Source organism: Pseudosulfitobacter sp. DSM 107133, from assembly GCF_022788695.1.
Taxonomy (GTDB): domain Bacteria; phylum Pseudomonadota; class Alphaproteobacteria; order Rhodobacterales; family Rhodobacteraceae; genus Pseudosulfitobacter.
The window spans coordinates 2,630,714-2,649,115 of record NZ_CP085154.1 but is presented as its reverse complement, the minus strand read 5'-3'; the positions used below and the strand labels follow the sequence as shown (position 1 = coordinate 2,649,115).

Here is an 18,402-nt window from a genome sequence, read left to right as displayed (position 1 = left end):
GGGAATCTAAGTGCGGTCAATAACCGATGTCGTGTCGAATTCGGGAAGGCCTAAGGGGAGTAATTCCTACGGTCTCGGAGTCGTCGTAATAGCCGCGCCAAACGGCATAATGTCCCGGTAATGCGGGGAGAAGGTGAAGGACGACAGGTTCTCATCTGTAAGAAAGGAAGGTTAATCCGGATGGATTTTAAAGGCCTGAATAGACTGCAGAAAGTCAAGGAACTGAACGCTAACCCCAACTGGGTCAATCAAGATCTATATCGGATGCTGTATATGGAAGATCTCTATATCACGGCTTACGAGAGGATTAAGAGCGCCCCTGGGAACATGACCCAAGGGACGGATGAAACAACCCTTGATGGTTTCTCTATGACAACCATTAAGAACATCATCCGGAAGATGAGAGATCAAAGTTTCGATTTCACTCGGTCCAAGAGGATTAAAATCCCAAAGGCCAACGGGAAAGAGAGACCGCTTGGGATCCCATCGCCTAAGGACAAAGTGGTTCAAGAGGTTGTTCGCATGATACTTGAATGTATCTATGATGGGGATAATCCTACTTTCTTGGACACCTCTCATGGTTTCAGAAATGGAAGGGGAACGCACAGCTGCTTGCAACAAGTTCGTGGATGGCACGGAGTCAGTTGGTTCGTGGAGGGAGACATCAAAGGATGTTTCGACAACATTGATCATCAAACTCTAATCCACATCCTATCCAAACGGATCAAGGACCAAAAGTTCTTGGACCTGATTTGGAAAGCTCTCAGGGCCGGGTATATGGAAGGCAAAGTCTCCCATAACTCGATTCTTGGCACTCCCCAAGGGAGTATCATCAGCCCTATCTTAGCGAACATCTACCTACACGAATTCGATATGTGGGTGGACGAGTTCATCGCGAAGAACCAGAAGTTGCGTGAGGACGGAACGACCCGTAAAAAGGTCAACCCAGAATATACCTTCTTCGACAAGGAGTTAAAAAGGATCAAGGCTGGCAAAAAGCGAGTTTCTCCCGAGAGATTCGCCGAGCTGATGAAGGGGAAACTCTCTACATCATCTATCGTTCATAACGACCCTGATATCATCAAGGTAAAATATGTGCGATACGCTGACGACTGGTTGGTTGCTATCGACGGACCCCGCTCTCTGGCGGAAAAGTTCAAAGAAGAAGCCACGGAGTTCTTTCAGAAGAACCTCAAACTGGAACTCAGTGAAGAAAAGACAGCCATAAGGAACGCAAGGAAAGAAGAAGCCCTCTTCCTCGGAACCAATATCACTATTGGCTCCGGAGAAGACATCATGAGAAGGATGAAACCCCCAAGGGGCAACACCCTAATCAAGAGAAGACTCCCTACAACGCATAATACAATGATGCGTGTTCCTATTCAGAACATTCTGAAAAGGTTAAAGGAGAAGGGATTCCTCGACAGCGATAACCAGCCTCAAGCCAAGTTGGCTTGGATACATAAGGAAGAGTGGGAGATCGTAGAAGCCTATTCAGCGATCATGCGTGGCTATCGGAACTATTATTCATTCGTGGATAATCCGAGACGCTTAGCTTACCTGCAATACCTTTTGCAGTTCTCGTGCGCGAAGACACTCTGTCGTAAAAGACAGTGTTCGTTAAAACGACTATTCGCAAGAATCGGTCTTCGCTGCAAAGTCCCGAAGAAAAAGGACAATGCTGGGAAGGTGATCAAATACTCTGAACTGGCCCTAAATACCAGTTGGAAGAAAGATCGCATGAACTTCAAGGGGGGTAAGGGTCCTGCGGACCTAATTACCCTTGGGATCAACCTCAGAACGCGAACAAAGCTGGAAGAAATGTGCGTAATCTGTGATGGCGACGATAGGGTGCAAATGCACCACGTGAAGCACATCAGAAGAGGCAAGGCGAAAGGTTTTACACAGGTCCTGCAAGCCATAAACCGAAAGCAAGTCCCAGTATGTCATGAATGCCATTTAGGCATTCATCAGGGACGCTACGATGGAATTTCCATCAAAGACTTGGCAAACGCCGATGTTGCGACTAGGTAGCAGGAAGCAGAGGAGCGGTGGCAGAGTGGTCGATTGCTGTCGCCTTGAAAGCGACCGGGCCTTCGCGGGTCCCGTGGGTTCGAATCCCACCCGCTCCTCCAAGATTTCCCTGTGTGATGAGAACTGGAGAGCCGTGTGCTATGAAAGTAGCAAGCACGGTTCGGAGGGGGACAGTTGGTTATCCTTCGGGACCCGGCTGTCTACCCTACACCGACGAGGGTGAAAGTCCTCCGTGGGTTCGAATCCCACCTCCTCCGCCAAAATAGTTTTATTTAATGTTATTTATCAGCGGTTTAGCTGTTTTTCTGCTGAGCTCGCCCCCCAATTAGGCCGCCAATTGAGTTTTGAATGGACTGCCGGTTTTACTGCAACTAGTGTTCCAAGGTATTCCATTTTCACGTTGAGCGAGCATTGATGATAAATTTTGCAACGATTGCTGGCGAGTTGCTGCCTTTCAGGCATGGCAACGTAAATCAGACCTTCAAGGCGCTGGTCGCCACTTCAGACGGTCGTGTGCCAGTTGCTGCAATAATTAAGGATTTGCCAGTAAAAGAGCTATTCAATGAGTTAATTTCTTTTCTTATACTTAAGGACTTAGGGCTGCCAGTTCCTGACACTTACCTGGGCCTTGTTCCTGCGGGAAATCGACAAATTTCAAAAGGTCCACTGCTACCAGACGGAGCCCGGTTGGTGCTGGCGTCAAAGGATGTGGGGTCGCCAAACTTAAAGTTTGTTACAAATTTGTCCGACTTATCATCCGAAGCTGAAGCTAAAGCTTGTCTCTCCCGTTTCGTTCCTGAATTGGCAAAATGGGGGAAATTTGGAGAGATGTATGCCTTCGACACTTGGGTAGCCAATGTTGACCGAAATCTCGGAAATGTTTTGTTTGGTGGAACGAAGCCAGATGGAAGCGTAGATGTTTGGGTGATTGACCACGGACAGGCTCTTACGTCTGAGATGTGGCAACCTAACGATTTGATTCCCGAAGGCAGTTACATGAATAAACTGCAAATTTGGGCGGTTCCCTTTCTAACAGACGATAACAAAAGCACGTGCTTAGGCTCACTTCAATTGTTTGAAATTAAAGCTCATGCCTTAGACAAACGTTCAAAAGTCGAATACCTTTCCAAGATGTTCGGGCTGGATGATGCCAGCAAGAACGCCGTCACAAATTTTCTTGAACTCCGATTGGCTGAAGTATCAGGCCAGTGTAGAACGGCGTTAATGGTGGAAACAATGATATGACGAATTTTGGAGTGAAATTCGAGGATTTCCCGACTGTTGATGCCTCAAGGTCAGTCACTTGGGCACCCATTATCTGCAATCCTAAAGATGCTTCTTGGGAAAGGTTTGTAGTCGGAGTTGTTGCGATTAGTGATGATGGATTTCACATCGAAGCGGCTAACAGACTGTCCCGCTTAGCTTGCTTGTATGAAGGCCGGGCAAGGTCCGTGGTGCTGTCGGTCGAAATTGCGATTAGCTGGTTAACCGAATTTTTAGCATCTGGTACGGCCAGTTTGGAACAGCTAGATTTCCCGGTTGGAAATATTTCCATTGGCGAAACTCACAGTGTAACGGGCATATCCTGTAAAGAGGTTTCGCAGCTATGGATGGAAACACTGTCTTCTTTCTATGAAGTTCCCAAATCTCAGGCAGTAGATACAGCAGTTTCAGTGGTGGAATATGCTCTCAGAGAAGTTGATGAGCTTAAACTTAGATTACCCGTTCAGGTGCTGGGGATTGTTGAAAGAGAAAATTCATCCTTGCTACGATTTTTCCACGAGGATGTAAGAAATCGGAGGACGCGTCGTCGTCGTGCAAACGCTCGGATTAAGATTGACTATGATGGCAAGATTCTTTCCGCGAACATAGACGATTTCAACATTGATGCCCCTTCACCGAGTGTTGGGATAATGAAGCAGCGCATGTGGGATTTGGCAGTGCAGCGTGATAAAACCCCAGCGGAAGCTTTGAAGTCTAGGCGTTTTGAAATGCTTGTTGGTTTTCCGAAACACAGAGTGTTTGAAAAAAAGCCCAAGTCCGTTGAGCGCATCCAAGAACACTTGAGGGAACTGACGGCACAGGCTGACCGCGAAGAAATTCGTCTTCGTACTCTTACAGGCCCACGTGAAATCGGTGAACACATTGTCAGGCTAGAGAGTGCAGAATAGTTAATTGCGTCAGAAAAGCATCTCGCGTTCCTCTGCGCTGAGAAGGTGCGCAAATTTGCTGAGAAAAAGACGGTCTGCTTGGTTCTCGCACCACTCAATCTCAAACCGCTTTCTTTGGTACGTCCGCTGCCACATGCCCTTTGGCTTTGGCGCTATCCAGTTGGCGGTGCCAGCTTCGCCGCCCAGCGCCGTGCGCAGTTTGTTCGCGCGCCTTAACATGCGGTCATAGCGCGGCTCTGACTGGCTGGCATATCCGACGTTGTAGCAATGACGGCAGAGGAAATATCTACCACCAGCAAAGACCTTGCAGACGCGGCGTGTGCAATGCCGACCGTTCACGATGCCGTTGCATCTGAAATAGGGGCGTGCGCCGCCGTAGTTGCACTCTGCATAGGTCAGGGGGATTGATTGCGTGATGGTTTCCCAATCGCCGCCATAGACGCGCACCTTGTAGTCCAGCACCAAATGACGTTCGGTCGCGTGATAGCCAACGCGTCCGGTTTCCGTGCCATCCCTTGACCAAACCCAATGCCCACGCCTGCCGGGCCTTAGGCAGCCTTCACGGTGCAATCGGTTCACATCCAACGACTTCGTGTGCTCTGCCTTCTGTTTGTAGCCTCTGCGTCCAGATCCATAACCGCCCATGCGGTGCCTCCAATAATTTTACAAAAGCATTAGGTAAGTTGAGGGTGTTCGCTCTCAGCTTTTTGCAGGGGCTAACTCTTGATCGAAACCAAGTGTCCCAAAGGACCAACACTAACCTCATCGCAGAGGTTTTTCATCTCCGTCTTGCCCCATTGCCTTACGCTCAGAACGGTAAAATACGTACGGCCCTTCTCCCATTTTGAAGAAAATACCTCCTTCGTATGAAGGTTAATGTGGGGGTTCCAGACTTTGGTGAACATCCCACGGTCGAAGGTCCATTTTGGAGAGGGCCAAACAACAACACTCTCTATATCGGTCTCAGAAATTTCCCAAACGTCTCTGATTGATGGCGAGAACGCTCGCGCTTCGGATTGACTGGCTGTCCAAACAGTAAGCAGAGGATGTGAATAGACCATCCATTCGCCAGAATAGGTTCCTGATGGAAGTCCTCTCCCAATGGTCAGACCGCACCCCCCATCCTTGAGTGGTGATGGAAAAATAATGGCCTCAAGATCTGAGAAGGAAAGTCGGCTGTTTAAACCCATGAAATATTTCCAAGTTATTTTGGTAGTAGAGGCTGCTCATCTCAGAGAGAGTTCTCCCATCGGATGGTCCAGTTTGAACGTTAGTGCGCCGTTCGCCTTTGGTCTATGCTCTGCTTTTTGTTTGTAGCCTCTGCGTCCAGATCCATAGCCGCCCATGGGGTGCCTTCTGATATTTTCCGAAATCATTAACCAAGTTTGCGTTCTATCGGTTCGCTGAAACCCAATCCCCAATTTGTGGACGCGGGTTTTGTGCAGCTTACCCCGGTCCCGAAACCACGCGGTTCAGACCTTTGACCGCCCCCCGCCTTTCATCCCTGCCTATGGCTAAATGTATACATGTCACCTTTGCTGTGACGCTCTTGGGTGTCGATCTGCTAGTATGCGTCACATATTCAATGCATGACCTTGCCCAGCGCAAAACCATGCACAGTATTTGTGACAAGGTATGCACGGTATTCATGCGGGGGTTTTCCATTTCTTGAACGCCAAGGATGCTCTATTTCCCTCTATTGTAGACGCCTCCGCCAATGCCCAGGTCGATGCGCGACCGACGCCAGCGGGGCCAAGATGAGGTGCGCGTGTCATGTGGATGAAGCCGCGTTCCTCTAACATCTTGAACCACGGGCCAACGGTGTTGCGGTGAACGTGCAAGGCAATCGCCGCCTCACGGTGGCTTAGAAATATCTCGCCATTGTTCAAGCCGTTGTAGCGCCGCTTGAGTTCGATATAGAGCGCGCGCGGGCCGGGGGGCAGGGTGGCCCATGCCTGCGTTGCTAGCACCCATTCGGGAAGCTGGACGAAACGCCCAGCCCCCCTTTTCTTGTGCTTGTAGGGTTTGCCCGCCATCAGCGATGGCCCCCGCGAATGTCTTGCAGCGTTCGGGCCATGTGGTTGGGCAGGTTGTGCCGCTTCACCAAATGCCTTTCAAACGCAGAGAGGAAATATAGCGGCGCTGCGGTGCTTGTGGCCCTCATGCGCTGGCCTCCTGTCCTAAAAGGTCAACTTTGGCATCACAGGACAGCACATAGCGAGCGTGTGTACCGGGATAACTGCCTTCGTGTGGCTCCAGGTGCGTGGCAATGGGAATGCCCATTTCACGCAGATCGAACACATAGCCAGACCAACGTGGCGCTGGGCGTTCAATAGGGGTGACGCCTTTTGCTCCAGCGTTAGCGAGTTGCACCATTGCCCAGCCAAGTCGGCCTTTGAGTTCAAACGTGCGGGATTGTTCGCTCAGAGCGAGCGTTACTTGGATCTGCATTTCACTGCATCCTTGTTTTGTGGGTTGCAGCGCGGTATCTGGAAGGTGTGTAGACTACCCAGCGCCCGCGCCAGTTTTGTTACTGCGTGGGCGTTGTTCTATCCATCGCGGTCTGCGGTGGGACGGGATGCCAGCCAAGCGGTCACGGCGCTTTCGGGCCATGCAACGGCACGCTTGCCAATGCGCACAGGGCGGGGGAAGTCGCCAGCATCCATCATAGCGTAAAGGCTGGATCGGCTGAGGCCAGTAGCGGCTTCAACGGCGGGGCGTCTGAGGTGTGTTTCTGCCAATTTTCGACCTTTCAAGTAGCTTTCGGTTGCAAAGCTATCTTGTCCGACTTTCTTGGAAGGTTCTAATAGATGCGTGCCCAATTCTTAGATTTCTTGCCCAATAGGTAGATGCCCAACTTTGTAAATCTGGGCGGTTTCTGGGCAGAAAAATGAGCAGGGTTAGTTGTTGCGGTCTGGGAACCCTACGGTTCAAATAGTTTCGATAAGTATCTTTGCATTGTGCTGCGCGGAATGTTCTCCCCCAAAACTTCACTGCACCATTCGATAGCTTCTGCATAGACGGACTCTCGCTTTTCGGCCAAGTGTCCTTTGCGCTTCCTGCGTTTGAACTCATTGAATACAGCTTTTGAGATGTCCTTTCTAGGATTTGTTGGTCTATTTCTGAGGCTATTAATGGGCTCGCGCCTTTCTGCATCGCTCTCTACGATAATTGTGCCGCCACTGACGATTGCATTAGCTAAGGGGCCAGCACTTACCGGGAGTGGGAAGAGTTCGAACAGTTGTTGGGTGGGTATGGTTGCTAGCAAGTACTTGCAGCTGTCTCCCAAAACGACATGATTTTTCCAGTCAATCCCCGCGAAGCCGACCAAATTTGGCTGAAATTCCTGCGGCTCTGGCATGTCTGTATAATCAGTACTTTCTAGATCAAATTCCCGATCAACGCAGACCCCAGTAAATACTAACTTGCCATCCATAAGTGCAGCTTGAATATCTAGTTTTGACCGTTCAACTGCGAATTTAAGTTTCGCTTCTTTTGTTTCTACCCAACGTAATTCGGCTATCTCTTCGGTGCCAAGACTTGGCCAAACTCTCTCACCTACTAACGGGTCGGGGTTACCACTGGAAGCCAGCCAAGCTCTACGACTAGATATTTCGGCGTTAGCCTCATCGACCGAGCGGTGGCCCGGGAAATCTAAGACCGCATCGATGTACCTCTGAAATTCAAGCTCGACCCCATGCAATTCGAATTCTGGTGGCAAAAAATAACGGAGGTCTTCAACCGTGTAACCGTTAGCTTCACTTTCCAAGCTTCCCCGGGCATCAAAACCGTGGCCATCAAACTGAAATTCTGGAACCCTACCCAGAGCGATCCATAAAGCAGCCTCTATTGGATAGCATTTTTCAGCTATCTCAACTTCGACAAACATACGTCTCATGAAATTCTCACTACATTGGCACCAGTTGAAAAGATAAATGTTGCCCAACGTTCCATCAGCTTCCTACGCTTGTCAAAAAAATCTGACCGCGCATAGGCCGCCTCTGCTTTGTCTTTGACCGTATGGGCCAGTGCCGCCTCTGATACATCGCGGGGCGTGTTGGTACGTTCCTGTGTCCATGTCTTGAACGAGGTGCGAAACCCATGCACGTCCACGTCATAGCCCAGCGCCTTCGTCAGCTTCGATAGCGTCATGTCAGACAGCGGCTTGCCGTGTTTGGTGCCAGGAAAAACTAGACCCTCGCCAGACCCCAATTTGCGGGCTTGTGTCAGCACCTCTAGGGCGCGGGGCGATAAGGGGACACGATGCTCTTTCTTGGCTTTCATGCGGTGCGCTGGGCGCGTCCAGACGGCTTGGTTTAGATCAAACTCTGACCATTCCGCCAATCGCACCTCGCCAGAACGTGACGCTGTTAAAATAACCAGTTCTAACGCCAGCTTGGTAGCGTCCGCTGCATCCGAGGCTTTTAGGGCTTCAAGAAATTCAGGCACCAAGTCATAGGGCAGGGCTTTTCGGTGCGCTTGGGTCTTGTCCTGTTTGGGCAGGGCTTGGGCGATGGCGTCCGCAGGGTTGTCTTGCCGCCATCCGTTTGCCACGGCCCATTTCATCACGGTGCCGATGCGCTGGCGCACCCGCCGCGCCGTTTCGGGCTTTTCCAGCCATATGGGTTGCAGCACGGCCAGCACGTCCGCCGTTGTCACCTCTGATACCTTCAACTTGCCGATGCGGGGGAAGGTGTAGGTTTCCAGCGTCGATATGAATTGCGCCGCGTGTTTCTTGTTACGCCATGTCGGTTCGTGGATCTTGTGAACCTTGCGCGATGCCTCCTCAAATGTCAGCAAAGCCTCTGAGGCGCGTTTTGATTGCAGGGGGTCGCCACCCGCCCGCGCTAGTTTGCGGTTCTGTAGGGCGGCTTCCCGTGCCTCTGCCAAGGTGACAAGCGATGCGCTGCCCATGCCTATCTCTGTGCGTTTGCCGCGTATCATAATGCGCTGCACCCAACGCTTTGCGCCTGAGGTATCAACCTTGAGGAACAAGCCGTGGCCGTCGGTGTACTTGCCGGGGGCGGTGACGGTGCGCACAAATGCAGCGGACAGCGCCTTCTCAGCCCGCTTACTTGGTTCGGTTCGTTCGATTGCTGTTTTCGCGTCCGCCATTCCGTCCTCCATTTATATCTGGAATATGGGGGACGGCACTGGAACAATCAAGACTTAGGCGGGTCTAAGTTGTTGAATCTAGTAATTTACTGGAATGGGTTGGAATGCACGCGGGCGGACACCTCCTCCGCCAATATGCACTTTTCCTGATTTTGAACGGGTCGCCTTGGGCGGTCTTTTTCCTTTGTTTCCATGGATTTATCGCCTGCGTTCGTTTGCCTTGAGTGGTGCGGAATGTGGTATTTTTGAAATGGCCCTGTCTGGCAAGCTGACCAAGAAGCTGGTCGAGAATCTTGGCGCTGGGCGTCATGGTGATGGGAACGGTCTTTATCTGGTGGTCGATCCGTCAGGCGCGCGGCGTTGGATCGTGCGGGTGGTGGTCAAAGGCCAGAAGAACAAGAAGGGCGCTCCGCTGCGCACTGACTTTGGTCTTGGCGGCGCGGATACCGGCGTGGATGCAGAATAATAACGACGTCTGACGTCTCGAATGCCTGAATTCTTTACCAGCCAGATCAAATAGAAACCACGCGAAACGGTATTCATCAGTCTTGCGTTAGGGTCTGGACCCATTAATCTTACGTCGTCAGCGGCAATTTCACGAAATTTCAGTGGTTTGGGTCGTGCTGCCAATAGTGGTTCTATTTGCAAGCGGCCCAAGACACTGAAATGAAGTGAAATTGCCGCCCGTCGCTCCGTAGGAGCGCCGTGTTATGCTGGCACGCCTTCGGCGTGACGGGTTTGACGGATTTTCCCGCAGCCCATTGCCCGGCAGGGCATTGCGCAGAAATGTCCCGAGAGGAGGCGGCGCATCTGTTTGAAATAGAACCACTATTCCTGCACAGATGCTGCTTGTCAGCGGAAAAATCTGTCAAACTGACAACGTAAGATTAATGGGTCCAGACCCTAAGAGTTACAGGGACCGGCCGTCAGGCAGACTGAGCACCACGGGGAGACTTGGCAAAGAGGGCCGGCTTCAGCCAAGCCGTCACGTTTCGGGTCAGGCTTGGATCTCCGTCCATCCTCAGGTCGCCGCTCTTGAGTGCATCGCGATAGGTTCGGTCGCCCATCCAGATGTCCGTCAATGTTTGAACGGCGCAATTGAAGTACACATCGATATCCTTGCCTGGATCCTTGATGCAAACCTCCGACTTTTCCGGACTTACGACCAGCCACCAGTCCCGTTGCTCATCCAGATCTGAAAACCGGAACTTGATGATCGTCTCGAGCCCCTTGATCTTTTCGTGATCAATACTGCGCTCAAGGTTGAGCATGAGGTACTCGACATCGAAATCCTGGTCGAGGATCGTGTTTTTTGCCCATACGATCCCCCATTCGCCAAGGGCGAACAGAACCGGCAAAAGGGATTCGCAGGCGGCGGTCGGGAAGTACTCATAACCTTTCTGGCCCGGAATGCGCCGACGCATAACCATATTCTGTTCTTCAAGCTGTTTCAGCCTCTTGGTCAGAAGCGCCGGTGAAATATCTCCCAATCCGCGCTGCAGGGTGCTGAACCGCCGCCCGCCCATGAGGATTTCGCGCAGGATCAGGATTGTCCAGCGCTCGCCCAGGATCTCGGCTGCTTTCGCGATCGGGCAAAACTGGTTGTAGTTCATATCAGCCTCCTGAGGCAGAGATTGATCTTTTTCACTTCACAATCTGTAGCACGTTACTCTGGTTTTTGTAGTGGCTTGCTTTCGGTCGTGAAGTATCCGGCTACCCCCCAGCCCTCTAAAACTCTTCTCATCGGCGATCGGATGTCCGGCGCCTTTGAATGAAACACGAAACCCAATTCTGAGGAAATACCCATGAACGTACAGACAAAAATCGTAAAAAATGGCGTCAACACCGAAGCGCTGCTTGGCGCGCGCGGCGCCTTCACCGAGACGCCCGAAGCGGCGCAGTTCACATGGCGCAGCACCTGTGACTGGATCGAAGGCACTTACAGCCGCAATGCAATCAACGGCTACTTCGGTCTTGGCCAGGAAAACCAGCGCAAGCGCGACTTCTCGATCGAATCCGATCACCCGGAGGTTTTCGCTGCCGCTGACCGTGCCGTGACACCGACCGAGATTGCGCTGGCGGCTCTTGCCAGTTGCCTGACGGGCGGTGTGGCGGCAGTGGCCCAGCATCGCGGCATTCAACTGCATTCGGTACGGGCAACGGTAGAAGGCGACGTTGATGTGCGGGGCATCCTCGGCATGGACGCCGAGGTTCGCAACGGGTTCTCCGCGATCCGTGTAACTTTCGAAATCGACGCCGATGCCAGTGACGATGACATCCGCGCGCTGGTTGCCCAGTCGCAGAAACGCTCGGCGATGTTCGACGTCATCGCCAACCCGACAAACGTCGCCGTCAGCGTCGCCTGAGCGCCAACACCAACCAAAGGGGGCCGCCTTGGGCGGCCACCCGATCCCAAGTGCAAGAAAGGAAAAAACCCATGTTTACCACTGCAAACACCCTGCTGATCAATCCGGGCCGCCCGTTTCGGGACCGCCTGAAGTCATATCTCGCCGCGTCCCGCCGCCGTGCGTTTCAGAAACGCAGCATCGCCCAATTGCACAAGATGGACGAGCGGATGCTGAAAGATATCGGCCTGGGCCGCGGCGATGTGATCCATGCGCGGCCTCGGTCCCTTCGGGAAATCGGTTACTGAAAACGGTCGGACGGCGCAGTTGACCACACTGCCTGCCGAACCGGCACACTCCAATGGAGAGAGCCATGCGACACATCAGAAACATCATCATCGGTGCCGGTCAGGCCGGGCTTGCCATGAGCCACTGCCTGACCGCGCTGTCGCAGCCGCATGTCGTGCTGGAACGCGGCGTGGTCGGAAACTCCTGGGCGCGCGAGCGGTGGGACAGCCTGAGGCTTTTGACGCCCAACTGGCAAAGCCGGTTGCCGGGGCATGTTTATTCTGGTTCTGACCCTGATGGGTTCATGACGGCCCGTAGCGTCGTTGAGTATCTGGCGCAGTATGCCAATGCTTCGGCTGCGCCGGTTCAGACCGGTGTGACAGTCACCTCTGTCTCTCGCGATGCCAACGGCTACATCGTTGCTACGAACAAGGGGATTTGGCGGGCCGCGAACGTCGTCCTCGCCAGCGGCGCGTGCAACCGCGCCAGCGTCCCATCCTTTGCAGACGACCTGCCGCAGCATATCGTACAGGTGTCGCCGCTGTCCTATCACAACCCTACCGACCTTCCGAAAGGCGGCGTCTTGGTCGTCGGAGCCTCCGCGACAGGCGTACAGCTTGCCGCCGAAATCCATGCATCGGGGAGGCCGGTGATACTTGCTGCGGGCAATCACATCCGCATGCCGCGCCACTATCGCGGCCACGACATCCAGTGGTGGATGGAACACGCGGGGTTGCTGTCGGCGACGGCGGACACCGTCGATGATATCGCCCGCGCCCGTTCCGTTCCTTCCCTGCAGCTGGTCGGCGACCCGGCGCGGCAGTTTCTCGACCTCAACGCCCTTCAGAACATGGGCATAGAGATTGTCGGGCGTCTCGCCGGAATGCATGACACATCGCTAATGTTCTCCGGCGCACTGGCCAATGCCGCGTCCCTGTCGGACCTGAAGATGAACAGGGCCCTGACCCAGATGGATAATTGGGTGGCGACGACGGGTTTGGACCTGAAAGCCCCCCCGGTGCGCTTTGCGCCGACATGGCTGCCGACTTTGCCGCGACTGACGCTGGATATCTCTTGCGGGGCCATCAAGACGGTCGTCTGGGCCACCGGGTTCGCGCCCGATTATTCCTGGCTGCACCTCCCGGTGTTCGACGCCAAGGGGCGGCTTGTACACAACGGCGGCATTGTAGCCCCCGGTCTTTATGCTTTGGGCTTGCCCTTCATGCGCACCCGCAAGTCTTCGCTGATCGATGGCGTCGGGGATGATGCCCGCTGGCTCGCCCGCCACATCGCCACAAGCGTGGACCGCCGTGCCGCCTGAAAAATCATTCGAAAGGAAAACTCAAATGTCTGATTCAACCAAAACTTTCTGCGAAGGTGGCTGTGCTTGCGGCGCTGTTCGGTATCGCGTGACCTCTACGCCCATGATCGTGCACGCTTGCCATTGCCGCTTGTGCCAGACGCAAACCGGTTCATCCAATGCCATAAACGCGCTGATCGAGGCTGACAGGGTCATCGTGCAGTCCGGCGAGATCGAAACGCGCGTACTGGACACACCCAGCGGCAAGGGTCAACGCGTCGCAAGATGCACGAACTGCAAAGTCGCGCTCTGGAGCAACTATCTGATCAACCAACAGGACGATCATGTGCGTTTTCTGCGTGTTGGTACGCTGGACGATCCCGCCGTGATGCCGCCCGACGTGCACATCTACACGGAGTCCAAACTGCCGTGGTACGTCATCGATGCCACGCCAGCAGTCGCGCAATTTTACCACCACGATACGACCTGGTCGGAAAGCAGCATGCGAAGGCTGGACGCCGTCGGGAAGAAATCGGGCGCTCCCTATCCCAAGAGCCGAATGAAACCAGTCGCCGAAACATCGGCATCCGCGAAGATTTCAGAAGGACCCGTCGAATGAATACGATCCATTCCTCCGTTCTGACCACCATCGGCAACACGCCGATCATCCGCCTCAACACGCTCGCACCTGACGGTGTCGAGATGTTCGTGAAGGTCGAAAGCTTTAATCCCGGCGGTTCAGTCAAGGACAGACTGGCCCTTGGGATCATCAAGGCAGCCGAGCGTGACGGTACGCTGACGCCCGGACAAACCGTCGTCGAAGCAACTTCCGGCAATACCGGGATTGGTCTGGCCATTGTCTGCGCCGCAAGAGGCTATCCGCTGGTGGTCGTCATGGCCGAGAGCTTTTCGGTCGAGCGGCGCAAACTGTTGCGGATGTTGGGCGCTAGGGTGGTGCTTACTCCGGCTGGCGAAAAGGGCACCGGCATGCTGGCCAAGGCGCGCGAGTTGTCGCAGGCGCATGGCTGGTTCTTGGCCCGCCAGTTCGAGAATGAGGCTGGCCCCGATATCCATTCGGCCACCACTGCGGAGGAAATCCTTGCCAGTTTTTCCGACACGCCGCTAGATTACTTCGTGACCGGTTTTGGCACGGGTGGAACCCTGAAAGGGATCGCCCGCGTTCTCAAGGCGAAGAGCCCGGAAACGAAAGTGGTTGCCGCAGAACCAGAAAATTCTCCCCTTCTCGGTTCGGGCATCGGGCAAAGCTACAACCCCGATGGATCCCCCGCTGCCAGCCACCCGGTCTTTCGTCCGCACCCGATGCAAGGCTGGACGCCGGATTTCATTCCAAAGCTCGCAAATGATGTGATCGCTTCCGGCCACATTGACGCCATTCAGGCTGTGCGCGGTGACGATGCGATCCGCTGTGCCCGCGACCTTGCCCGCCGCGAAGGGCTGCTGGTCGGCATCACGGCCGGTGCGACGCTGGCCGCTGCCCTGAAGGTGGCGCAGACAGCGCCGAAGGGCGCGCGCATTCTCGCCATGCTGCCGGACACGGGCGAACGCTATCTCTCTACACCGCTCTTTGAGGGGATCGAAGAGGAGATGGATGCCGATGAGATGGCAATAGCGGCCTCGACTCCCGGCTATCGTTTTGACACTGGGCCCATTCAGACTGTGCCCGCAGCGACCAAACCTGTGACGCTGGATCCTGCGGCGGTGGCCCATGTCGATGCGATCATCTCGGACCCGGATGAGCCGGTGGTCATCTTCGCCCTCGAATGGTGCGAATTCGCCTGGGGCGCGAAAAAGTTGCTGACGCAACTCGGCGTGCCATACCGCGCGGTCCATCTGGACGGGCCGGAGTTCGCCGATCCCCGCTGGGCCACGAAGGTCCGCCGCGCCATGGCCGACCGGGCAGGCGCCGTCACGATCCCGCAGGTCTTTATCGGCGGGCAGCACTTGGGCGGCGCGACCGAGACCTTCGACGCCAGCAATGATGGACGCCTCAAAGCGCTGCTTGGCGGTGTCGGGATCGAGGCAAACCCGGACAGCGTCGGCGACGCCTATGGCTTCCTGCCGAAATGGGTGCATCCGCGCGGCTCCTCTGTGACAGCAAGCAACAGCAAAGTCGCGTGAGCGAGAGGCGGATCCTGATGATGATGTATTCCAAACCTGAGTATCGCTGGGTGATCGCTGCGACCTCGGCCGTGATGCTCGCCATATCCATGGGCCTGCTGGTCAACGGGCTTTCCCCGTTCTTCGTCCCGCTGGAGGCCGAGTTTGGCTGGAGCCGGGGCGAGATCGCGCTGATCAACACGTTCGGCCTGATCGGCCTTGGCCTTGGCGGCATCGTGATGGGCCGCGTCACCGACCGGGTTGGCGTGCGCGGCGTGGTGCTGACCGGCGCGATAGTAACCGGGCTGACGGTGCTGGCCGCTTCGCAGGCGCACAACCTTTGGCACCTCTACGCGCTTTTCTTTCTCGCCGGAGCCTTCGGGGGCGGCGCGCTTTTCGCTCCGCTCATGGCCGCTGTGGGCAGCTGGTTCCGAACCGGCGCAGGTCTTGCCATCGGACTCGTCGCCGCAGGGCAGGCGGCGGGCCAGGGCGGTATTCCGCTGGCGTCGGCGCTGCTGATCGAGGCGGTCGGCTGGCGTGGTGCGCTCCTTTCACTCGGGCTGGTGTCGCTGGCCACGCTTGTGCCGCTGGCCCTGCTTATTCGCCAACCACCGGCCGCGCGCGCGCACACAACGCTGCCCGCCGACGAAGCCCCTACTCTGACGGCCATCTCCTCCGTGCTGATCATGGGGGCTGCCGTGCTGATGTGCTGTTCGCTGATGTCGGTGCCACTGATGCACCTTGTGCCCTACGCTCAGGGCTGCGGCATCCCTGCCGCCCAGGCGGGCGGGATCGTCACGGTCATGATGCTTGCCGCCATCGCAGGACGCGTCGCTTTTGGCCAGCTGGCTGATTGGATTGGCGCAATCCCTGCCTACCTTACTGCATCCGCCTGGCAAACCGCGCTGGTGTTCGTGTTCATGCAACTCAAAAGCCTCGACCAACTCATGACCTTCGCGCCTATCTACGGCTTTGGCTATGCAGGCGTGATGACCGGGGTGCTGGTGACAATCCGCCGTGTCACACCCACGGCAACGCGTGCAACCTGTACCGGCGTCATCATTGCCTTTGCGTGGGCAGGGCACGGGTTGGGCGGCGTGGTCGGTGGGTATCTCTACGACATGACCGCCACTTACGATCTGACATTTGCCGTGGCCGCGTTGGCGGGCGTTGTGAACTTGGTGATCATCGGGTCACTGGGCATTTGGCTGGCACGCGACAAGGGCAACCATTTGCTGCAGCGCGAAGTGGCGACGGGATAGGGAAGTTGAATCACCGGGCAATCCGGTGATCCGGGCACAAGCCCACGAGCGGCAAACCCAACTTCTGGCACAAGCGGTAGTCTAACGACTGCGCAGATAGGCGATAGAAAGGAACCGGCCATGTGGCCTGACAATCAACTACGCGATCTTTTTTCGATTGATCTCCCGATCATCCAGGCACCCATGGCGGGATCCAGCAGTATTGATATGGCGGTTGCGGTTAACGCGGCGGGCGGGCTTGGTTCTCTGGCCTGTGCGACGCTCGATGCAGACCAATTGCGTATTCTGCTGGTTGATGCGCAGAACAGAACGGACAAGCCGCTGAACGTGAATTTCTTCGCCCATACCGTGGCGCAGGACGATGCGGAACATGACGCGGCCTGGCTTGACAGGCTTTCTCCTTATTACGCTGAGTTTGGGCTGGATGTACCCAAGACCCTGTCGGCGGGCCCCATTCAGCCATTCGACGCGGCACGATGCGAAGTTGTCGAGGAGTTCGCGCCGTCTGTGGTCAGCTTTCACTTCGGACTGCCTGAACCGGAGCTTGTTTCAAGGGTCAAGGCTGCCGGCTGCAAGATCATCAGCTCGGCCACAACAGTGAATGAGGCGCGCTGGCTTGCCACGCATGGGTGTGATGCCATCATCGCCCAGGGTTTCGAGGCAGGAGGGCACCGGGGTATGTTCCTGACCGAAAGCCTGGGCAGCCAGATGGGGACGCTGTCTTTGGTGCCGCAGATAGCCGACGCGGTCGATCTGCCGGTTATCGCCGCGGGCGGCATCGGTGACGCGCGCGGCATTGTTGCGGCCTTTGCCCTGGGGGCCAGTGCCGTGCAGATTGGGACCGCCTACCTGTTTACGGACGAGGCCAGCATCAGCCCCGCTTACCGCCAATCGCTGGAAAACGCCGCGAACATCGACACATTGGTCTCTAACGTGATCTCTGGAAGGCCCACGCGGGTTCTTGCCAACCGGATGGTCACGGAACTTGGCCCGGTTGCGCAGGATGCACCGGCGTTTCCAAGGGGGTTTTCTGCGGCAGGACCGTTGAAATCCGCTGCCGAAGGTCATGGTAACCGGGATTTCAGCGCCCATTACTGCGGTCAGGCAGCGGCACTGGCACACAGGACAACCGCTTTTTCGCTGACCCGCGAATTGGCTTCCCGCGCTCTGCAAAATTTTGGCTCGGCAAACGGCGCGGCGCGATAGGTTGCGATGCTATCTGCCGAAATAGGCGACTTCCGATCATGCAGGGGCGAAGACAAAATATGAGCAAGAAATCAGTCGTGCTGTTCAGGGCGCGCAGGGCAGTGGTCAGCTTTGACGGTGAACTGGCACCGCATCGTACGTGCGATTACAGAACGGTGCGCGCAACGAAATAACAGTGCCATATATCCGCGTTTCGATGGTTGATCGCGGTTGCAGCGAAAGGGCGGTTCGAAACCCGAGCATTGTTGTAGCTTTGAATGGCCGGTCTGGTGATATCAACTGCAACGCAGCGACGGTCGCGCCGCACTCGCAAAGAATTGCTGCATAAGAAAACATGGGAAACCCGAGGTCGGCTTCGTCCGCAGTCCTGACCTTCTCCACCTCTCATATCAGGCCCATGCGGCGAATGGCCTGTGTGGATAGCTCCTGCATAGCAATACTTTTTTGAGTGATTTTGCACTGGTCAGAAGCAGACGTGTGTCTGAACAGCCTCGGCAAATATCTTGCCGACACGGGGCAAACAGGGGCTACCACTTGCGATGCCTTCGGCTGCAATTGTTGCT

The 18,402-nt window shown here is 55.2% G+C and carries 19 protein-coding genes, 1 tRNA gene and 1 pseudogene; 13 read left to right on the top strand and 8 right to left on the bottom strand.

The genetic code is table 11. The features are described from left to right. The first annotated feature begins 180 nt into the window (after positions 1-180). The 4 genes from DSM107133_RS13035 (at position 181) to DSM107133_RS13020 (ending at position 4,205) form a co-directional block, all read left to right on the top strand. A complete protein-coding gene (locus DSM107133_RS13035; protein ID WP_162791954.1) occupies positions 181-2,034 on the top strand; it encodes a reverse transcriptase/maturase family protein in 1,854 nt (617 codons plus the stop codon). Positions 2,035-2,045: 11 nt separating this feature from the next. Next, positions 2,046-2,135, top strand: a tRNA-Ser gene (locus DSM107133_RS13030). A 313-nt stretch (positions 2,136-2,448) separates the two neighbouring features. Continuing rightward, positions 2,449-3,279: a hypothetical protein gene (locus tag DSM107133_RS13025; RefSeq protein ID WP_162791955.1), complete on the top strand. Its 831-nt coding sequence runs from the start codon at positions 2,449-2,451 to the stop codon at positions 3,277-3,279. Further along, complete coding sequence (locus DSM107133_RS13020) at positions 3,276-4,205, top strand: hypothetical protein (RefSeq protein WP_162791956.1); 930 nt, start codon at positions 3,276-3,278, stop codon at positions 4,203-4,205. The genes DSM107133_RS13025 and DSM107133_RS13020 overlap by 4 nt, the downstream gene beginning before the upstream one ends. Before the next feature lie 9 nt (positions 4,206-4,214). Here DSM107133_RS13020 and DSM107133_RS13015 read toward each other — a convergent pair whose 3' ends face one another. The 7 genes from DSM107133_RS13015 to DSM107133_RS12985 form a co-directional block, all read right to left on the bottom strand. Continuing rightward, on the bottom strand, positions 4,215-4,667 hold the full coding sequence (locus DSM107133_RS13015; protein ID WP_243253557.1) for a hypothetical protein: 453 nt from the start codon (positions 4,665-4,667) through the stop codon (positions 4,215-4,217). Positions 4,668-4,921: 254 nt separating this feature from the next. Next, positions 4,922-5,395 carry a hypothetical protein gene (locus DSM107133_RS13010; protein WP_162791957.1) on the bottom strand — a complete coding sequence of 158 codons (474 nt, stop codon included), beginning with the start codon at positions 5,393-5,395 and terminating at the stop codon, positions 4,922-4,924. Positions 5,396-5,851: 456 nt separating this feature from the next. Further along, positions 5,852-6,241, bottom strand: coding sequence for a hypothetical protein (locus DSM107133_RS13005; protein ID WP_114292147.1), 390 nt, complete (start codon positions 6,239-6,241; stop codon positions 5,852-5,854). Between the two features lie 124 nt (positions 6,242-6,365). After that, entirely contained in the window at positions 6,366-6,656 is a 291-nt protein-coding gene (locus DSM107133_RS13000) for a hypothetical protein (protein WP_114292148.1), read from the bottom strand. Positions 6,657-6,754: 98 nt separating this feature from the next. Continuing rightward, entirely contained in the window at positions 6,755-6,946 is a 192-nt protein-coding gene (locus tag DSM107133_RS12995) for an AlpA family transcriptional regulator (protein ID WP_114292149.1), read from the bottom strand. 182 nt (positions 6,947-7,128) lie between these two features. Next, a complete protein-coding gene (locus DSM107133_RS12990) occupies positions 7,129-8,103 on the bottom strand; it encodes a hypothetical protein (protein ID WP_162791958.1) in 975 nt (324 codons plus the stop codon). After that, positions 8,100-9,320 (bottom strand): site-specific integrase, encoded by a 1,221-nt coding sequence (locus tag DSM107133_RS12985; RefSeq protein WP_114292151.1) that lies wholly within the window; start codon positions 9,318-9,320, stop codon positions 8,100-8,102. The genes DSM107133_RS12990 and DSM107133_RS12985 overlap by 4 nt, the downstream gene beginning before the upstream one ends. A 166-nt stretch (positions 9,321-9,486) precedes the next feature. Between DSM107133_RS12985 and DSM107133_RS12980 the strand changes: the two genes are divergently transcribed. Next, positions 9,487-9,786 (top strand): Arm DNA-binding domain-containing protein, encoded by a 300-nt coding sequence (locus tag DSM107133_RS12980; RefSeq protein WP_240310404.1) that lies wholly within the window; start codon positions 9,487-9,489, stop codon positions 9,784-9,786. Between the two features lie 460 nt (positions 9,787-10,246). Here DSM107133_RS12980 and DSM107133_RS12975 read toward each other — a convergent pair whose 3' ends face one another. Further along, a complete protein-coding gene (locus DSM107133_RS12975) occupies positions 10,247-10,933 on the bottom strand; it encodes a winged helix-turn-helix transcriptional regulator (protein WP_114292152.1) in 687 nt (228 codons plus the stop codon). Positions 10,934-11,125: 192 nt separating this feature from the next. On the opposite strand from DSM107133_RS12975, the gene DSM107133_RS12970 reads away from it, so the two are divergent. From DSM107133_RS12970 to DSM107133_RS12935, 8 genes and pseudogenes are all read left to right on the top strand, one after another. Beyond that, positions 11,126-11,686, top strand: a complete 561-nt coding sequence (locus tag DSM107133_RS12970) for an OsmC family protein (protein WP_114292153.1) — start codon at positions 11,126-11,128, stop codon at positions 11,684-11,686. Between the two features lie 71 nt (positions 11,687-11,757). Beyond that, a complete protein-coding gene (locus DSM107133_RS12965; protein ID WP_114292154.1) occupies positions 11,758-11,973 on the top strand; it encodes a DUF1127 domain-containing protein in 216 nt (71 codons plus the stop codon). Positions 11,974-12,038: 65 nt separating this feature from the next. Then, positions 12,039-13,274: an NAD(P)-binding domain-containing protein gene (locus DSM107133_RS12960; RefSeq protein ID WP_114292155.1), complete on the top strand. Its 1,236-nt coding sequence runs from the start codon at positions 12,039-12,041 to the stop codon at positions 13,272-13,274. Positions 13,275-13,299: 25 nt separating this feature from the next. Further along, positions 13,300-13,872 carry a GFA family protein gene (locus tag DSM107133_RS12955; RefSeq protein ID WP_114292156.1) on the top strand — a complete coding sequence of 191 codons (573 nt, stop codon included), beginning with the start codon at positions 13,300-13,302 and terminating at the stop codon, positions 13,870-13,872. After that, positions 13,869-14,906, top strand: a pseudogene (gene cysK / locus DSM107133_RS12950) (cysteine synthase A); the annotation flags it as partial. The gene DSM107133_RS12955 and the pseudogene cysK, both read left to right, overlap by 4 nt. 24 nt (positions 14,907-14,930) lie before the next feature. Continuing rightward, on the top strand, positions 14,931-15,392 hold the full coding sequence (locus DSM107133_RS12945) for a glutaredoxin domain-containing protein (protein ID WP_243253595.1): 462 nt from the start codon (positions 14,931-14,933) through the stop codon (positions 15,390-15,392). 17 nt (positions 15,393-15,409) lie between these two features. After that, positions 15,410-16,633 (top strand): MFS transporter, encoded by a 1,224-nt coding sequence (locus DSM107133_RS12940; RefSeq protein WP_240310405.1) that lies wholly within the window; start codon positions 15,410-15,412, stop codon positions 16,631-16,633. 120 nt (positions 16,634-16,753) lie between these two features. Further along, the gene (locus DSM107133_RS12935) at positions 16,754-17,839 is read left to right on the top strand and encodes a nitronate monooxygenase (protein ID WP_114292158.1); all 1,086 of its coding nucleotides are present in this window, start codon (positions 16,754-16,756) and stop codon (positions 17,837-17,839) included. The last annotated feature ends 563 nt before the right edge of the window (positions 17,840-18,402 follow it).

Coding starts and splice junctions, on each gene's coding strand:
- DSM107133_RS12960 (WP_114292155.1), top strand. CDS start 12,039: ATGCGACACATCAGAAACATCATCATCGGTGCCGGTCAGGCCGGGCTT.
- DSM107133_RS12955 (WP_114292156.1), top strand. CDS start 13,300: ATGTCTGATTCAACCAAAACTTTCTGCGAAGGTGGCTGTGCTTGCGGC.
- DSM107133_RS13025 (WP_162791955.1), top strand. CDS start 2,449: ATGATAAATTTTGCAACGATTGCTGGCGAGTTGCTGCCTTTCAGGCAT.
- DSM107133_RS12940 (WP_240310405.1), top strand. CDS start 15,410: ATGATGATGTATTCCAAACCTGAGTATCGCTGGGTGATCGCTGCGACC.
- DSM107133_RS13010 (WP_162791957.1), bottom strand. CDS start 5,395: ATGGGTTTAAACAGCCGACTTTCCTTCTCAGATCTTGAGGCCATTATT.
- DSM107133_RS12990 (WP_162791958.1), bottom strand. CDS start 8,103: ATGAGACGTATGTTTGTCGAAGTTGAGATAGCTGAAAAATGCTATCCA.
- DSM107133_RS12965 (WP_114292154.1), top strand. CDS start 11,758: ATGTTTACCACTGCAAACACCCTGCTGATCAATCCGGGCCGCCCGTTT.
- DSM107133_RS12985 (WP_114292151.1), bottom strand. CDS start 9,320: ATGGCGGACGCGAAAACAGCAATCGAACGAACCGAACCAAGTAAGCGG.
- DSM107133_RS13005 (WP_114292147.1), bottom strand. CDS start 6,241: ATGGCGGGCAAACCCTACAAGCACAAGAAAAGGGGGGCTGGGCGTTTC.
- DSM107133_RS12970 (WP_114292153.1), top strand. CDS start 11,126: ATGAACGTACAGACAAAAATCGTAAAAAATGGCGTCAACACCGAAGCG.
- DSM107133_RS13020 (WP_162791956.1), top strand. CDS start 3,276: ATGACGAATTTTGGAGTGAAATTCGAGGATTTCCCGACTGTTGATGCC.
- DSM107133_RS12935 (WP_114292158.1), top strand. CDS start 16,754: ATGTGGCCTGACAATCAACTACGCGATCTTTTTTCGATTGATCTCCCG.
- DSM107133_RS13035 (WP_162791954.1), top strand. CDS start 181: ATGGATTTTAAAGGCCTGAATAGACTGCAGAAAGTCAAGGAACTGAAC.
- DSM107133_RS12975 (WP_114292152.1), bottom strand. CDS start 10,933: ATGAACTACAACCAGTTTTGCCCGATCGCGAAAGCAGCCGAGATCCTG.
- DSM107133_RS13000 (WP_114292148.1), bottom strand. CDS start 6,656: ATGCAGATCCAAGTAACGCTCGCTCTGAGCGAACAATCCCGCACGTTT.